This window comes from Nonomuraea basaltis (genome assembly GCF_005893125.1).
Lineage (GTDB): Bacteria > Actinomycetota > Actinomycetes > Streptosporangiales > Streptosporangiaceae > Nonomuraea > Nonomuraea basaltis.
The window spans coordinates 50204-65470 of the sequence record NZ_VCJS01000053.1; the positions used below are offsets into that span (position 1 = coordinate 50204).

The following is a 15267-nucleotide window of genomic DNA, read 5'->3' on the forward strand; positions in this document are numbered from 1 at the left end:
AGTCGAGTAGTGCGGTGACCAGATACCTTCACCGGGCCCTGTCCCTCTCGGGCGCTGGGCCGGCGACAAGGGACGAGGTGGTCTGCGAAAGAGCGGATCTCCTCGTGATCGGTCCATCGCCACTCCACTACGTCCGTGAGCGCTCACGTCAGCAAAGATAGGATCTTTTGACTGTGATCCCATGGAACGCCAGAGCTGTCAACCCGCTTTCGCATGGGAACGACACATGGCTGAAACAGGGCGCGGTTCCCCGCATACATCGGATGTGTTTTCCAAGGAACTGATCATTCTCGAACAATGCGGACCAAGCGGATCCTGGGTGCGTCCTGAGGGTCAGGCCGGCTTCGACGGCCCCCGGGCCGATCCCGCCGCGGGCACTTGTCATCCGGCGAGTCCTGCGTAGCGTGAGCACCATGCCACTCTTAGTGATTTACCCTTCCGCCTCCGCTGCGCTTGATCAGCGCCGGGCCGGCCCCATCCCGCTTCTCGCCATGGTGAAGGCCAACGTCCCCCCATCCGCACCAGAGCACGGAAGATCATGATGAAGCATCAGGATTCTGCCTGCGCTACCTTCGCCGCAGGAGTCGCGCTCCTCATCACAGCCACGGGCGGCCAGGCTGTGGCCAATGCCCGCCCAGCGCCCGCGGCCAAGCCGGTCCAGCCCGCCGGCGAGTTCGCGCCGTCCGGGGCCCAGATCGCGGCCATCTTCGACAAGTGGAACGCCGCTCTCGCCACCGGCGACCCCCGAAGGGTCGCCGCCCTGTACGCGCCGGATGCCGTTCTTCTTCCCACCACGTCGTCCAGGATCCGCACCAGTCACGTGCAGATTCTGGACTATTTCGAGCACTTCCTGCGGAAGGAGCCGGCAGGCAAGAAGATCCAAACCATCGTCCAGGTTCTGGATTGCAATTCAGCGATCGACGCCGGCGTGTACCGCTTCACCCTCATGGGGAAGGGCGGCAAGAGGCGGTCGTTCGACGCGCGCTACACCTACCTGTACGAGAAGCGCGGCGGTACGTGGCTGATCGTCAACCACCACTCTTCGGTACGGCCGCCCGACGGCTGATCCGCGCCGAGACCACCGGCGGGAGCGTCGCGCAAAGTGACGCTCCCGCCAGCGCTGGAGCGCTTTCGAGCAGTTCCGCGAATGCAGCGTCGACAAGGCTTCGAGCACCTCGAGGTGGCTCGCAGGCCTACCCGCCAGAGTTGGCCGGACCCCTCAGGACCCGGTGCGGCGTCGTGCTGCCAGGCGTGCCGGGGTCGGCCAGCGTACGTCGTGGGCCCAGCCGAGCCCTTCCAGCAGCCGGATCAGCCGGGCGGAGATGTCGATCTGGCCGGGCAGCACGCCGTGGCGGGCGCAGGTGGGGTCGGCGTGGTGGCCGTTGTGCCAGCTCTCGCCGAACGACAGGATCGCCAGCGGCCAGAAGTTCGCGGCCCGGTCCCCGGCGCGGGTCTTCAGCGGCCGCTCGCCGAACACGTGGCAGACGGAGTTGATCGACCAGGTGATGTGGTGCAGCATCGCGATCCGTACCAGGGCGCCCCAGAAGAACGCGGTCAGCGCGCCGTACCAGGTGCCGGTGGCCAGCAGGCCGATGGCGGGTGGCAGCAGCAGGGAGGCCGCGACGAGTGGCAAGAACAGCCGGTCCACCCGGCCGATGTCGGCGTCGGCGAGCAGGTCCTTGGCGAAGCGCCGCCGGTTGGTGATGTCACGTTTGAACATCCAGCCGACATGCGCGAAGAGCAGCCCCTTGGCCAGGCCACGCACACTGTGCCCGTAGCGCCAGGGCGAGTGCGGGTCGCCGTCGCGGTCGGCGAAGGCGTGATGACGCCGGTGGTCGGCCACCCACTGGATGACCGAGCCCTGCACGGCCAGGGACCCGGCCACGGCCAGGCCGATCCGCAGCCACCGGCCCGACTTGAACGCGCCGTGGGTGAGATAGCGGTGGAAGCCCACCGTGACGCCGAGCCCGGTCAGGACGTAGGCACCGGCCGCGATCGCCACGTCGGCCCAGCTCAGCCCCCACCCCCAGGCCACCGGCACGGCGGCGGCCAGCGCCGCGAAGGGCACCAGCACGAACACCCACAACGCGACCACTGCCGCGACCGGTTTACGCCCGTCGATGATCGGCGCCGCGCCGGCCCGCTCCCGATCGACGACACCGGCACCCGTCGAAGCCATGCCGGTTTCCTCCCATCGCACGTGTAGTGTCCTTATCGCTCCTTTGGAAACAGTCCGCCTGCCCACGTGTTCGGTGGCCACACTCTCCTGGCGCTGTTTTGGGACTACGAGGGTCATCTCGTGGCGAAAGCTCTGATGGCCATCGCATCACGCCAGGTGGACGATGGTCACACAGCCGCGTTGCGCCCGACATCGATTGGGCGACCTGCTTCGGCCTTCTGGGTGGCCGGAGTGGGAGACTCTTGCGATGAGCTCTCCTCAGGTGACCTACGACGATGTCGTCGCCGCGCGAGAACTCCTCACCGATGTGGTGGTCCGTACGCCCGTGGTCGAGTCGCGGGTGCTTTCCGACGTGGTGGGCGGGCCGGTCCATCTCAAGTGCGAGAACCTGCAGAGGTCCGGCTCGTTCAAGGTTCGCGGGGCCTACGTCAGGATCGCCCGGCTGGCCGAGGAGGAGCGGGAAAGGGGAGTGGTCGCGGCCAGTGCCGGCAATCACGCTCAGGGGGTGGCGCTGAGCGCGCGGTTGGTCGGAGCCAAGGCGACGGTCTACATGCCCGAAGGCGCGGCGCTGCCCAAGGTGGAGGCCACCCGTGGTTACGGCGCTGAGGTGATCTTCGCCGGGCACACCGTGGACGAGGCGCTTGCCGCGGCCAGGGAGCACGCGCAGCAGACCGGTGCGGTGATCATCCATCCCTTTGACCATCCGGACGTGATCGCGGGGCAGGGCACGATCGGGCTGGAGATCCTGGAACAGCTGCCGGCCACCGGCACGATCGTGGTGCCGATGGGCGGTGGAGGTCTGGCGGCCGGGCTGGCTCTGGCGGCCAAGACGGTGCGACCTGGGGTCAGGATCGTGGGGGTTCAGGCTGAGCGGGCCGCGGCCTATCCCGCTTCTCTGGCCGCGGGACATCCGGTGATGGTCGAGCCGTTTGCGACGATGGCCGACGGCATCGCGGTGGGACGCCCGGGGGAGTTGCCCTTCGAGTTGATCCACTATCTGCTCGACCGGGTGGTCACGGTGAGCGAGGAGCAGATCTCCCGGGCGCTCGTGCTGTGCCTCGAACGTGCCAAGCAGGTCGTCGAGCCCGCCGGTGCCGTGGGAGTCGCCGCACTGGCGTCCCATCCGCAGGCGTTCGAAGCGCCGGTGGTCGCGGTTTTGTCCGGCGGCAATATCGACCCCATGCTGCTGGCCCGGGTGCTCCGTCACGGCCTGGCGGCCGCGGGGCGCTACATGGCCTTGCGGGTGCGACTGCCGGACCGTCCAGGGGCGTTGGCGGGGTTGCTGGCGGATCTTGCCGCCCTCCGGGTGAACGTGCTGGACATCGTGCACGAACGGTTCGGGTCGAGGCTGCACGTGGACGAGGTCGAGGTGCAGTTGCAGCTCGAAACGAGAGGTCCGGAGCACTGCGGGGAAGCGCTGGACGCACTGCGAAGGGACGGCTACAGAATCGTTCTCGGGTGAGTGCCGCTCTGGATGGGCAATTTGTCTAGTGCATCGATTGACGAGCAATTTCCGCTCAACTTGGAGCAATCAACCATTTCTTCAAGAACGTCCATATGTGGAAATGCCTATAAACCGGCGATTCTCCGCTTCGCCGGACATCGAGAAAGGCAACGCAATGGATGTTCTCGCTCAGGTCTCCGGCAACATCACTGCCATTGGCTACGGCCTCGCTGCCATCGGCCCCGGCATTGGCGTCGGCATCATCTTCGGTCAGGGTGTGCAGGCCATCGCGCGTCAACCCGAAGCCTATGGACTGATCCGTCAGAACATGCTCCTCGGCTTCGTGCTCACTGAGGCCCTGGCCCTGATCGGCCTGGTCGCGCCGTTCCTCTTCCGGTCCATCCAGTAATCGCGCACTGGGCGGCAATGTCCTCAGGGGCGGACAGCCTCGGCCCCTGTCGCCGTCAGGGCCTCGGACGAGTAGGTTGAGATCGCCACCATCGTGCCGCACTACCGGGCACCGAAGGAATTCCTCGAGTGCTTGGGATCGGGTATCGATGGGAAATGTGATGGAAACATCGCGGCCGCACGATGGGGCCGTGGACGTGAGACGGGTGCGGGTGGGGTGCGAGTTCGTGCACGTCGCCGCCGTTGACACCCCGACCGTCTTTCAGGTGGGACTCCAGGACGCGGCGCCGGTCAGTCTCGCGCACCACGCGTGGTCCATGGAGCCGCAGCGGCGCATCCGTCGCTACACCGACTTGTACGGCAACCCGTGTGTGCGGGTGGTACTCCCCGCCGGCCGCTCCACGTTGCGCTATGAGGCCGTGGTGCTCGTGCCCGATGCGACCGAGGACGCCGATGAACAGGCGCAGGAACTGTCACCGGAGGCATTGCCCGACGAGGTCCTCATCTACACGCTGCCCAGCCGCTATTGCCTGCCTGACATGCTCGGTGACGAGGCCTGGTCGCGCTTCGGCGCCATCCCTCCCGGCTTCTCCCGGGTACAGGCGATCTGCGACTACGTCCACCGCCACCTGACGTTCAGCTACGGCAGCAGCGGTCCGTCGTCGACGGCGGTCGACGTCAACACCTCCGGGTTCGGCGTATGCCGCGACTTCACTCACTTGGCGATCTCGTTCTGCCGGGCACTGAACATCCCGGCTCGCTATGTCTTCGGCTACCTGCCCGCCATGGACGTGCCGCCGGACCCGGCGCCCATGGACTTCGCCGCCTGGATGGAGGTCTGGCTGGGCGATCGGTGGTGGACCTTCGATCCGCGCAACAACCGCCGGCGCAAGGGCCGCATCCTCATCGGACATGGACGGGACGCGTCCGACGTGGCCATGGTCACGACCTTCGGCGCGCCGCTGCTGGAGTCGATGACCGTGCGCGCGGAGGAGGAACTGGCGTGACCACGTATGGATGACGCCGAACCGGAGACGTGGCACGCGGGCAGTCCGCAGAGTGCGCTGCCCGTCGAGGACCGGCGGGGTCGGCTGCGCTTCTGATCTACGTACTGCGCCAGCGCTTCCGCTACACCGATGACGCGCCGGTACGAGACCTTGATCATCGGCTGGTCGTGGTGCCGCCGGCCTTCGCCGATACTGCCGGGCACAGAGGGCGGGGGAGGACTGATCGTTCGGCCTTTGGTGTAGATCAAATGGTGTCAAGGTACATGCACATATATCGTGAAATGTTAGGAAAATTTACCGCCTGATAGTGTCATTCTGGCGCAGACCCCGCCATTGGCTGAGGGGTCGCGACAGCCGGGCCCCCGTATGAGGGCGGGCCCCCGGTGAGAGGCTCGGGTTTCTTGGCCGTCTTCACCGCGCGCTGCATCGGCGTCCATTCTGGTGCGGCCAATTCTGGAAGGCATGACAGTTGGCCCGCACATACGGCTTTCTCAGCACGCATCCGCCCACTCAGTGCGGACTTGCGACCTTCGACTCGGCCCTGGCCGCCCAGTTCACCAGAGGTGCGGCCCGATACGACCGCCTCGCCCGGTCGCTCCTCGCCGAGCGGCCGGCTGTGGCGGCCGGGATGCTGCCATGAGCGCCGCCACGCCCGGTTTCAAACACCTGCTGCGGCTGAGCGACGACACCGGCCTGTTCGAGCATGCCCGGCACGCCGTCGTCCTGCGCCGTCACGGGTACTGCACCGACGACGTCGCCCGCGGCCTCGTCATCGTCACCCGCGAACCGAGCCCGGCCCACCGGCTGACCCGGCTCGCCGAGTGCTACCTGGCCTTCCTCACACACGCCCAGGACCGCTCCGGCGCGTTCCACAACAGGCTCACCTTCGACCGGCGCTGGAGCGACCGGCCAGGCATCGGCGACTCGTGGGGACGGGCGATGTGGGGCCTGGGCACCGCCGCGGCCCGCAACTCCACCCCCTGGATCCGGAATGAAGCCTTGCGCGCCTTCGCCCTCGGCGCAGAGCAGCGCTCCCCACATCCGCGCGCCATGGCCTTCGCCGGGCTCGGCGCCGCCGAGGTCCTGCGCGTCGTCCCGGACAGCAGCACGGCCGCCGCCCTGCTGACGGACGCCGCGGAGGCCGTCGGCACCCCCGCGGAGGACCCCACCTGGCCGTGGCCGCAGCCGTACCTGACCTACGCCAACGCCGCACTCGCCGAGGTGGTCATCGCCGCCGGGGATCTCAGTGACGACCAGCAGCTGCTCACCAGCGGCCTGAACATGCTCACCTGGCTGTGCGACATCCAGACGAGAGACGGCCGGCTCTCGGTCGTGCCGATCGCAGGTTGGCGGCGGGAGGAGCCGCGATCCCGCTACGACCAGCAGCCGATCGAGGTGGCCGCGCTCGCCGACGCCTGCGCCACCGCCGCCCACGTGACCGGCGACGACGCGTGGCAGGAGCGGGTACGACGGTCGGTGGCGTGGTTCCAGGGCGCCAACGACGCCGGCGCCGCGATGTGGGACCCGGCGACCGGCGGAGGCTACGACGGCCTGACCGAACACGGCCCCAACCTCAACCAGGGCGCCGAATCGACCCTCGCGCTGATCTCCACCATGCAGCACAACAGGCTCCTGCCGTGACCGGCGGGGATCTGGCCACCCGGCTCGGCCCGACGCTCGTACGGGGCGAGCGACACCCGCATCGGATTCGCCCGCGTGCCGCTCGACATCATCATCGAGGCGATGCGTCCACCACGTTGAGACGCTGACCAGTCGGCTCCGCCGCTTAGTCTGGCTGAGAGGGCCGACCCTGCCGGCGGGCAGCAAGCACAGCGAACTGGGCGCTTCACTCCCAGGTGAGACCTCCCGTACGTGAGCATGTGATGGAACGTCGTCCGATGTTCCTGGTGCCGCGCATGGGGGCAAAAGAGGGAGCCCCACATGGATCAGCTCAGTCTCGGAGTCATGTCACAGTCTCGCAAGGAGAACGAGCACCGGCTGGCGATCCATCCGCTGCACTTTGAGCGGATCGAGGCCGATCTGCGGGACCGTATCTACCTCGAACTCGGCTATGGCCGGCAATTCGGCATCTCCGACGAGCAATTGGCGCCGTACATTGCCGGCTTCCTTCCGCGGGAGCGGTTGGTGGAGGAGTGCGACGTCATCCTGCTCCCGAAGCCGCTGACTCAGGACCTCAAGGAGCTGCGTGAGGGGCAGATCCTGTGGGGATGGCCGCACTGCGTCCAGGACGAGGAGGTGACGCAGCTGGCGATCGACCGGCGGCTCACCCTCATCGCTTTTGAAGCGATGAACCACTGGAACAGCGACGGCACGTTCAACCTGCACGTCCTGCACAAGAACAACGAACTGGCGGGCTACTGCTCGGTCCTGCACGCCATGTCGCTCACCGGGACCACGGGCGACTACGGACGGCGACTACGCGCGGTCGTCATCTGTTTCGGCGCGACCGGCCGGGGCGCGGTCACGGCCCTCAGCGCGCACGGCGTGAACGACATCGACGTGCTCACCTTCCGCGACGTCACCGCGGTCGCCTCGCCGATCCACTCGGCGCGCATCGTACGTTTCGAGCACGAAGCCGACGACCCCAACCGCAGTTACGCGCTCACCGACGACGGCCGGGTACCGCTGGCGTCCTTCCTCGCCGACCACGACATCGTCGTCAACTGCGTGCTGCAGAACACCGACAGCCCGCTGATGTTCGTCACCGAGGACGATCTGGCCGCCTTCGCGCCGGGCACGCTGATCATCGACGTGTCCTGCGATGAGGGGATGGGCTTCAGCTGGGCGCGGCCCACGTCGTTCACCGAGCCGATGCTCAAGGTGAGCGGCAACATCGACTACTACGGCGTCGACCACAGCCCGTCATACCTGTGGAACTCGGCAACCTGGGAGATCAGCGAGGCCTTGCTGCCGCACCTGCGCACGGTGCTCAGCGGCCCCAAGGCGTGGGACGAGGGCGACACCGTCCGGCGGGCCATCGAGATCCGCGACGGCGTCATCCAGAACCCCGCCATCCTCTCCTTCCAGCACCGCTCACCCGACTATCCGCATCCGCACAAGTAGGCCCGACGCGGTGGCCGCATAAGATCAACCACGACACCCGCCTCGTTCAGCCCGTGCGCCGTTCCCAGGACACGACCCTGCGCGGATGCTGGCGAAGCACGGCCAGGGCCGGCCACCGCTCCAGAGCCGGGAGCCGGGGTTCGAGACGCTCACCGGCAGGCGGGTCACGCGACCTCTGCAGGCCTTTGGGGTGCTGATATTTGCGATCCACCCATGCTTTCGTCGTCATGAGCGCTTCATCGTACGCCGCGTGCCGGATGGGCTCGCGAAAGGAGTGATCAGGGGTCACGATGGGCCATATGAGTGGCGATGATGACGCGCGTGCTGAGCTTGAGGACTGGAGCGAGTTCATTGGCCGGATCCGCTACGACGGCCCACGTCCTGGCGCCGTCGATGACGAGCGGTTGGCCGATGAGGCGGTGGCCGGCGAATTCTCCGGCTGGGGTCGCCTTGATGGCTCTGCGGAGATGAACAACCTGCTCTGTCGTGCTTTGGAGATCGGCTACCTGCGGGCACTGCAGCACGTGCGCGAGCAACGGATCGCCGGACTGGGTCCAACCGACTGACATCGGGACGAGCTCAGGGAGGGGCGCGTTGGGCCAGGTCGGTGACGTTCCCGGCGGTGCTGGTGGCCGCCAGAGCGGTGGCGAACAGGATGAGCTGGTTGACGACTTTGAGAAACAGGAGCATTCCGGCGGCGCCGGCGACGACCTGGTAGGCGGGGTTGGCTGCGGTGAGGTTGACATACGCCTGGCCGAGGGTTTTGAGGATCTCCAGGCCGACGGCGATGACGAGCGCCGGGCTGATCACGCGGCGCAGCTGCAGCCGTAACCGAGGCGGCGCGGTCAGCAACGCCATGGCGAGCAGGGTGTTGACGCCGAAGCCGAGCACGAACACGGCAGCGGTGAGCACCCATCGGGCTGGGAGGGCATCCACGCCGATGGTGAGCACGGCGAGCCAGGTCAGCAGCCGCTCGGCGGCGAAGGCGATGGTGAGCGACAGCGCGAGCAGCAGTCCGAGCCCGGCCACCACACCCAGGTCGATGAGCTGGCGCAGGAAGAAGTTGCCCGGATACTCCTCCAGCCGCCAGATCGCTCTGCTCGCCGAGCGCAGGGTGTCCATCCAGAACAGACCCGTCAGCGGCAGCACGATGAAGGCCACCAGGCCGGCGGTTCCCCGGGCGTCCCGCAACGCCTGGACGTCCAGGCGCGGGAAGTTCTCGCTCAGGTAGTGCTGCACCGTGGCGAGCACGGTCGGGTCGTCGAGGACGCGGCCGAGGATCGCGAAGGCCAGCAGGGCCAAAGCGAACGTGGCGAAGAAGGCGTAATAGGTGAGCGCGGCCGATAACCGGCCGCCATCGGCTTGGTCGTAGCGAACCACGGCGCGCACGAGATGGTCCAGCCGGCCATGACGCTCCCGGGCGCGCCGCCAGCCCGCTGCCAATCCCTCGGCCGACCGCCGGATCGGCCCGGTGGCTCCCATGATGAGAGGTTCCTCCTTTTCGCGGCGTTGGCTCGCGTGTTGAACGGGAGGACACCATCGTGGCGCATGCCGCGGTCGCGTCAGTCGCCGGTTGTTCACCGTACTCGTCTCGCGTTGCTCACCGACTGCTGGGGCTGGCTGCGGATGACGGGCCTGTCCTCATCGCGTCCGATGAATCGCGCCGACCGGGAAGTATGATCTGCACCGGTACCATGTGTTTCAGGCCTGAAGAGGGTGCATCCGAGGTCTCGGGGGCGTCAGCCACAATCTGGAAGCGAGACCCCACGGCACCGGCTTGAGCCCAGGCCGGTCACGCCGCGCCTGGTGTCCGGGCTCACGCGACCGCCGCCATCCTCATGAAGCTCGCGACAGCCGCATCGCGGCGGCAGGGGGATCGCCGCGGCGGCGGGCACGGCGGCTCTCCATCGGCGATCATCGCCGGCAGCCGACCGAGGCCCGCCGGCCGTGTCCGGCCGGCAGCGCACGTCTACAGCGGAAGGAACGGCATGGTCCGGAACACGGCTGGTGGCCAGGGCCGACGGTGGGCGACGCGGCCAGAGTTCTGGCAGGAGCTGTTCGACCATCTTGACGCCGGCCTGGCCGTGCTGGACCCTTCCGGCCGGATCGTCGCGGTCAACCTCGCCGCTGAAGAACTGCTGGGCCGCACCGCGTCGGAGATGATGGGGAAGGGCTTCCACAGCCTGCTGCACCGGCACGCGGCCGGCGCCGCCGTTCCGGATGAGCGGTGCCGGCTGCTCATGGCGCTCACCCGCCGCATGTCGTCCTGCGCCGAGATGGACAGCTTCCTGGGAGGTGACGGACATCCCATCCCCGTCACCTGGTTCAGCGCTCCCGTGATCAGGCGCGGCCGGGTGCTCGGCACGAACGTGCTGTTCGCCGGTGACGCGACCGGGCGGGAGGCTGAGGATGGCCTTGCAGCGCATGTGATCGCGCTGGAGGACCTCACGGACCGGCTGACCTTGGCCGCGGAGATCGCCACAGCCCTGGCCCAGACCCTGGACACCGAGGAGGCCATCGCCCGGCTGGGGCCCCTGCTGGTGCCGCGCCTGGCCGACTGGCTCGCCATCGACCTGCGCAGGGAAGAGGGAGTCCGAAGGGTGGCAGTGGTCGGTCCAGAAGGCCGTGACATCGATCAGGAAGCGTGGCGGGGCCCTCTCCCGGCGTTGGACGAACGCTCCCGTTCCGCTCTGGCACGGGTGTTGCGCGGCGGTGAGCCGGTGCTGCTGGGGCCAAGGGAGATCGCCACCCCGCCTGATTCGCCCCTGGCGGCCGTCCAGACCGGGTTCCTCCAGGCACTCGGCGCCGCCTCGGCGGTCATCGTGCCCTTGGGCACCGCCGGGCAGGTCACGGGCGCCCTCACCCTGGCCCGTACCGACGACACGCGGCCTTTCGACGCCACGGAAGTGGCCCTGATCGGCGACATCGGCCGCCGCGTCGGTCTGGCCATCGACAACACCCTGCGGTTCGGCCGCCAGCGCGAGATCGCCGAGGCCATGCAGCGCAACCTGCTCATCGCCCTACCCCAGCTCGGCCGGCTGCGCATGGCCGCCCGTTACCAGCCCGCCGCGGCCGGCTCCCAGGTAGGCGGCGACTGGTACGACGCCTTCCCCCTGCGTGACGGCGCCACCGCGCTGGTCATCGGCGACGTCATCGGCCACGACCTGGCCGCCGCGGCAGGCATGGCCCAACTGCACGGCATGCTGCGTTCCCTGGCCTGGGACCGGATGACACCGCCCAGCGCCATCATGGACCGCCTCGACGAGGCCGTCCCCGTCATCACCAACGTCGCTCTGGCCACCGCGGTCTACGCCCGTGTCGAGGGTCCAGAGGAGGGACCCTGGCAACTGCGATGGACCAGCGCCGGTCACCCTCCGCCCCTCTTGGTCACCCGCGAGGGCCGCGCCGAATACCTGGAACAGGGACAGGGCCTGCTGCTGGGCACCGGCCTGGGTGACGTCGGCCGACCGGACGCGACGGCGCCCCTGCCTCCCGGCTCCACCCTGCTGCTCTACACCGACGGACTGATCGAAGTCCCCGGCACCGATCTGGACACCGGTCTGCGTGGTCTCCGCCGCCATGCAGCCGCCCTTGCCCGTCATCCCCTGGAGGGCTTCTGCGACCAGATCCTCGCCCGCATCCCGCCTGGCAACATAGACGACATCGCCCTTTTGGCCCTGCGCGTCCCGACCGCCACGCGCCCTGCCCGCTGATCGCCTGCAGGGCACACCGATGCCGGGCGCGCGCCGCCATCGTCCGCGATGCACGCGTTTTCAGGGGCCATCACAACGTCAGCACGCGTGCTGACAACGGCCATGGTCAACCCCGGACACCAAGAAGCCCCAGACCCTCGGCATTGGCCGTGAGCTGGGGCTTTGTCTCCTGGTCGACCAGGTCAGACCTGCTCGACTGTGGAGTCTGGTGGACGATACTGGGATTGAACCAGTGACCTCTTCCGTGTCAGGGAAGCGCTCTCCCGCTGAGCTAATCGTCCTTTGAGGTGGCGACGGGATTTGAACCCGTGTGGACGGCTTTGCAGGCCGCTGCCTCGCCTCTCGGCCACGCCACCGAGCCAAATCTCTCCGAGCGGAAGACGGGATTCGAACCCGCGACCCTCACCTTGGCAAGGTGATGCTCTACCACTGAGCCACTTCCGCGTTGCCTCAACAACTCTAGCGGGTTTTCCGACCAGATGGTTACCGCGGGTCTCGTTCAGAGATCCGCGGCAGGTAGCGGGGTCCGCATCTACGCGTGGGCCGCGTTCAGCGGTCCACGGTAGCGAGGTCCGCGCCTACTTGCGGAGCTGGCGGGCCACGCTGCGCTCGGTCGCGGGCAGGGTGAGGAAGATCTCCAGGATCCTGGTGAGGCGGTGGACCTCGATGCGGTGGAAGGCGGGGCCCTCCGAGCGGGCCAGGATGAGCGCGAGTGCGAGCGGCGGCAGCGGGGCGTGGATGACGTGCAGCCCGCCCTCGAGGGTCATGGCCGTCGGGCGCGCAGGCGTCCCCTCCGGGACGGCCAGCTGCTGCGGGGCGCGCCAGCTGGCGTAGAGGACGCGGCGCTCAGCCGTCGTGGCGGCCCAGTCGGCGCTGAAGAGCACGGGGAGCGAGTCCACGAGCGTGGTCAGGGCCCGGTCGCCGGCCGTGGTGATGTACTTGAGAATCTCCAGCTCCGGGTAGGTGCCGGGCGCCTCCCGGGTGGTCCAGATGCCCTCGACCTTCACGTCCTCGACGCCCTCCAGGCTCTTGACCAGGGCCTGCCTGGGCGTGCTGTCCGGGCAGAAGATCGTGATGTCGTCGACGGCCATGCCCGCGCCCCGATCGAGGACGGTCACCTGCGTGATGTCTGCCCCCGCGACCCCCAAGACCTTGGTGACCTGGGCCAGGGATCCCGGCCTGTCAGGCAGCGCAAGGCGCACTCGAAGTAGCATCCGTCCCCTCCGTTGAAGATGCCGGTTCCCAGCTTATCCGCGAATACCGGTTGCAGCCCGACCTGCGCTACAACTGACGGGGTGAAGATTGGGCCGATTGGGGTTTGGCCGCCGGTGGTGCTGGCGCCGATGGCGGGCATCACGAACGCGCCGTTCCGGGTTCTGTGCAGGGAGCAGGGCGCCGGGCTGTTCGTGTCCGAGATGATCACGACGCGCGCGCTGGTCGAGCGGAATCCCAAGACGCTCCGGATGATCCGGTTCGCCGCGTCCGAGCAGCCCCGGAGCATCCAGCTGTACGGCGTGGACCCCGACATCGTGGGGCGGGCGGTCAAGATGATCGCCGAGGAGGACCTGGCCGATCACGTCGATCTCAACTTCGGGTGCCCGGTGCCGAAGGTGACCAGGCGCGGGGGCGGCTCGGCGCTGCCGTACAAGCGGAATCTGCTGCGGCGCATCCTGCGGCAGGCGGTCGCCAACGCGGGGGCGCTACCCGTGACGATGAAGATGCGCAAGGGGATCGACGACGATCACCTGACGTACCTGGACGCGGGGCGCATCGCCGCCGAGGAGGGCGTCGCGGCCATCGCCCTGCACGCCCGTACGGCCAGGCAGCACTACGGCGGGGTCGCCGACTGGGAGGCCATCGCCAGGCTGAAGGAGGCCGTGCCGGAGATCCCCGTGCTGGGGAACGGCGACATCTGGTGCGCCGACGACGCGCTGCGGATGGTGGCGCGGACCGGGTGCGACGGCGTGGTGGTCGGGCGCGGGTGCCTGGGGCGGCCGTGGCTGTTCAAGGACCTGGAGAACGCGTTCAACGGCAGCCCCGAGCGGGTCCGGCCGGCCCTCGGCGAGGTGGCCGGGTTGATGGCCAGGCACGCCGAGGGGCTGACCGAGTGCTTCGACATCGAGCGGTACGCGGTGGCGGACTTCCGCAAGCATGTCGGCTGGTATCTGAAGGGGTTCACGGTCGGGCGCGAGCTGCGCCGGGAGCTGGCGACGGCCGAGTCGCTCGACGGGTTACGCGAAGGGCTGGCGAAGCTGGAGCACGACCAGCCGTGGCCGGCCAACACGGACACGCCCCGGGGGAAGTCGGGGGAGCGGACCAAGGTGCAGCTGCCGGACGGGTGGCTGGACGACCCGTGGGACTGCGCGGTGCCCGAAGAGGCCGAGTCGGATGTCTCGGGTGGTTGAGCCGGCCCTCAGTGAGGGCCGGCGGCCTCCGTGCCGCAGGGTCCGCCGCCCATGGCCGGCTCCAGGCGGACGGGCTCGCCCGACATCGTGAGCGTCGGGTAATACTCGGCGATCCGCTCCGCCGAGCGGCCGACGTAGTGGCAGATGAAGCTGCGCCTGAAGCGGTCGGTCGTGCTGTTCGGCTCCGAGCCGTGCACCAGGCTGCCGTTGAAGAACAGCACGTCCCCCGGGTTCATGTCGACGGGCACCCGCTCGAGCCCGGGCGGCGGCGGCACGTACTCCCTGGTGAAGGAGACGCCCTGGTCGGCCTCCTCCGGACAGAACAGGTCCATCAGGTGCGTGCCGGGCACCACCTCCAGGCCGCCGTTCGCCCGATCCACCCGGTCGAGCGCCACCCACGCGGCCACGCACGTGCCCGGCTCGACCCGCAGGTAGAAGTTGTCCTGGTGCAGCGCCTGGCCCCTGGCGCCGGGCGGCTTGAAGTAGAACATGCTCTGGGCTGCTATCGGCTCCTCGCCCAGGATGTCGCGGAGTATCGCGGCGATGCGCGTGTCGAGCAGATACCGCAGGGCGAGGTCGCTCACCTCGTGGGGGTGCATGATGCGGGGGTAGTCGCGGAGGATGTCGTACGGCCCCCCTGGCTCCTGCGGCATGGGCGAGAAGTGGCCGGGGATCGGGCCCCCGGCGTGCATGGCCATGAACTCGTCGCGCAGCCCGGCCACCTCTTCGGGCGCAAGGAGACCGGGAACCAGCAGGTACCCCTGATCGTGGAAGTCGTTGAGCCTCATATGTCTCACGCTAAGGAACGGGATCGGTGAACGGTATGCCTGCGACCGCTGAGGACATGTCCGTTCCTGCTGCCGAGCTGATGATCGTGGGCCACTACGACAAGCGGCCCGGGTACGCCACCCGCCGCCCCGCCGGCTCGCCCAGCTGGCTGCTGCTGTGGACGCAGGCGGGCGCGGGGTTCGTGGAGCAGGGCGGTGCGTCGTTCACGGTGGGGGCGGGGGACCTGGTGGTGCTGGGG

Annotated in this window: 15 protein-coding genes and 3 tRNA genes; 10 read left to right on the forward strand and 8 right to left on the reverse strand. The window is 68.4% G+C overall.

Going from position 1 to position 15267, the window contains the following annotated elements:
* Nucleotides 1–538: 538 nt before the first annotated feature.
* On the forward strand, nt 539–1066 hold the full coding sequence (locus EJK15_RS24915; protein WP_206061098.1) for an SgcJ/EcaC family oxidoreductase: 528 nt from the start codon (nt 539–541) through the stop codon (nt 1064–1066).
* 153 nt (nt 1067–1219) lie between these two features.
* Here EJK15_RS24915 and EJK15_RS24920 read toward each other — a convergent pair whose 3' ends face one another.
* The gene (locus tag EJK15_RS24920; RefSeq protein ID WP_138712873.1) at nt 1220–2179 is read right to left on the reverse strand and encodes an acyl-CoA desaturase; all 960 of its coding nucleotides are present in this window, start codon (nt 2177–2179) and stop codon (nt 1220–1222) included.
* Between the two features lie 247 nt (nt 2180–2426).
* Here EJK15_RS24920 and ilvA point away from each other — a divergent pair, with 247 nt between their 5' ends.
* The 5 genes from ilvA to EJK15_RS24945 all read left to right on the forward strand — a co-directional run bounded on the left by ilvA (nt 2427) and on the right by EJK15_RS24945 (nt 8122).
* Entirely contained in the window at nt 2427–3641 is a 1215-nt protein-coding gene (gene ilvA, locus EJK15_RS24925; RefSeq protein ID WP_138712874.1) for a threonine ammonia-lyase, read from the forward strand.
* Nucleotides 3642–3798: 157 nt separating this feature from the next.
* A complete protein-coding gene (atpE, locus tag EJK15_RS24930) occupies nt 3799–4032 on the forward strand; it encodes an ATP synthase F0 subunit C (protein WP_138712893.1) in 234 nt (77 codons plus the stop codon).
* A 190-nt stretch (nt 4033–4222) separates the two neighbouring features.
* Nucleotides 4223–5038, forward strand: coding sequence for a transglutaminase domain-containing protein (locus tag EJK15_RS24935; RefSeq protein WP_206061099.1), 816 nt, complete (start codon nt 4223–4225; stop codon nt 5036–5038).
* Nucleotides 5039–5674: 636 nt separating this feature from the next.
* Nucleotides 5675–6679: a glycosyltransferase gene (locus EJK15_RS24940; protein WP_138712876.1), complete on the forward strand. Its 1005-nt coding sequence runs from the start codon at nt 5675–5677 to the stop codon at nt 6677–6679.
* A 324-nt stretch (nt 6680–7003) separates the two neighbouring features.
* Entirely contained in the window at nt 7004–8122 is a 1119-nt protein-coding gene (locus EJK15_RS24945; protein ID WP_206061100.1) for a N(5)-(carboxyethyl)ornithine synthase, read from the forward strand.
* A gap of 46 nt (nt 8123–8168) precedes the next feature.
* Here EJK15_RS24945 and EJK15_RS24950 read toward each other — a convergent pair whose 3' ends face one another.
* Nucleotides 8169–8351 carry a hypothetical protein gene (locus EJK15_RS24950; RefSeq protein ID WP_138712878.1) on the reverse strand — a complete coding sequence of 61 codons (183 nt, stop codon included), beginning with the start codon at nt 8349–8351 and terminating at the stop codon, nt 8169–8171.
* A 70-nt stretch (nt 8352–8421) separates the two neighbouring features.
* On the opposite strand from EJK15_RS24950, the gene EJK15_RS24955 reads away from it, so the two are divergent.
* Nucleotides 8422–8688 carry a hypothetical protein gene (locus tag EJK15_RS24955; protein WP_138712879.1) on the forward strand — a complete coding sequence of 89 codons (267 nt, stop codon included), beginning with the start codon at nt 8422–8424 and terminating at the stop codon, nt 8686–8688.
* 13 nt (nt 8689–8701) lie between these two features.
* On the opposite strand, the gene EJK15_RS24960 is transcribed toward EJK15_RS24955, so the two are convergent.
* Nucleotides 8702–9604, reverse strand: a complete 903-nt coding sequence (locus EJK15_RS24960) for a YihY/virulence factor BrkB family protein (protein WP_138712880.1) — start codon at nt 9602–9604, stop codon at nt 8702–8704.
* A gap of 506 nt (nt 9605–10110) precedes the next feature.
* Here EJK15_RS24960 and EJK15_RS24965 point away from each other — a divergent pair.
* Complete coding sequence (locus EJK15_RS24965; RefSeq protein ID WP_138712881.1) at nt 10111–11835, forward strand: SpoIIE family protein phosphatase; 1725 nt, start codon at nt 10111–10113, stop codon at nt 11833–11835.
* Between the two features lie 206 nt (nt 11836–12041).
* Here EJK15_RS24965 and EJK15_RS24970 read toward each other — a convergent pair.
* From EJK15_RS24970 to EJK15_RS24985, 4 genes are all read right to left on the reverse strand, one after another.
* A tRNA-Val gene (locus EJK15_RS24970) sits at nt 12042–12116 on the reverse strand.
* Between the two features lie 4 nt (nt 12117–12120).
* Nucleotides 12121–12191: transfer RNA gene (locus tag EJK15_RS24975), tRNA-Cys, on the reverse strand.
* Nucleotides 12192–12207: 16 nt separating this feature from the next.
* A tRNA-Gly gene (locus EJK15_RS24980) sits at nt 12208–12279 on the reverse strand.
* A 134-nt stretch (nt 12280–12413) separates the two neighbouring features.
* Nucleotides 12414–13049 (reverse strand): ACT domain-containing protein, encoded by a 636-nt coding sequence (locus EJK15_RS24985; protein WP_138712882.1) that lies wholly within the window; start codon nt 13047–13049, stop codon nt 12414–12416.
* An 81-nt stretch (nt 13050–13130) separates the two neighbouring features.
* Here EJK15_RS24985 and dusB point away from each other — a divergent pair, with 81 nt between their 5' ends.
* Entirely contained in the window at nt 13131–14240 is a 1110-nt protein-coding gene (gene dusB / locus EJK15_RS24990; protein WP_206061101.1) for a tRNA dihydrouridine synthase DusB, read from the forward strand.
* Nucleotides 14241–14248: 8 nt separating this feature from the next.
* On the opposite strand, the gene EJK15_RS24995 is transcribed toward dusB, so the two are convergent.
* On the reverse strand, nt 14249–15028 hold the full coding sequence (locus tag EJK15_RS24995) for a phytanoyl-CoA dioxygenase family protein (protein WP_138712884.1): 780 nt from the start codon (nt 15026–15028) through the stop codon (nt 14249–14251).
* 26 nt (nt 15029–15054) lie between these two features.
* Here EJK15_RS24995 and EJK15_RS25000 point away from each other — a divergent pair.
* Nucleotides 15055–15267, forward strand: a 213-nt coding sequence (locus EJK15_RS25000) for a cupin domain-containing protein (RefSeq protein ID WP_206061102.1), incomplete at its 3' end; no start/stop codon positions are given.

Bases quoted from the DNA above. Each gene is read 5' to 3' on its own strand.
- EJK15_RS24995 (WP_138712884.1), bottom strand. From the start codon at position 15,028: ATGAGGCTCAACGACTTCCACGATCAGGGGTACCTGCTGGTTCCCGGT.
- atpE (WP_138712893.1), top strand. From the start codon at position 3,799: ATGGATGTTCTCGCTCAGGTCTCCGGCAACATCACTGCCATTGGCTAC.
- EJK15_RS24955 (WP_138712879.1), top strand. From the start codon at position 8,422: ATGAGTGGCGATGATGACGCGCGTGCTGAGCTTGAGGACTGGAGCGAG.
- EJK15_RS24985 (WP_138712882.1), bottom strand. From the start codon at position 13,049: ATGCTACTTCGAGTGCGCCTTGCGCTGCCTGACAGGCCGGGATCCCTG.
- EJK15_RS24940 (WP_138712876.1), top strand. From the start codon at position 5,675: ATGAGCGCCGCCACGCCCGGTTTCAAACACCTGCTGCGGCTGAGCGAC.
- EJK15_RS24950 (WP_138712878.1), bottom strand. From the start codon at position 8,351: ATGACGACGAAAGCATGGGTGGATCGCAAATATCAGCACCCCAAAGGC.
- ilvA (WP_138712874.1), top strand. From the start codon at position 2,427: ATGAGCTCTCCTCAGGTGACCTACGACGATGTCGTCGCCGCGCGAGAA.
- EJK15_RS24960 (WP_138712880.1), bottom strand. From the start codon at position 9,604: ATGGGAGCCACCGGGCCGATCCGGCGGTCGGCCGAGGGATTGGCAGCG.
- EJK15_RS24965 (WP_138712881.1), top strand. From the start codon at position 10,111: ATGGTCCGGAACACGGCTGGTGGCCAGGGCCGACGGTGGGCGACGCGG.
- EJK15_RS24945 (WP_206061100.1), top strand. From the start codon at position 7,004: ATGTCACAGTCTCGCAAGGAGAACGAGCACCGGCTGGCGATCCATCCG.
- EJK15_RS24920 (WP_138712873.1), bottom strand. From the start codon at position 2,179: ATGGCTTCGACGGGTGCCGGTGTCGTCGATCGGGAGCGGGCCGGCGCG.
- EJK15_RS24915 (WP_206061098.1), top strand. From the start codon at position 539: ATGATGAAGCATCAGGATTCTGCCTGCGCTACCTTCGCCGCAGGAGTC.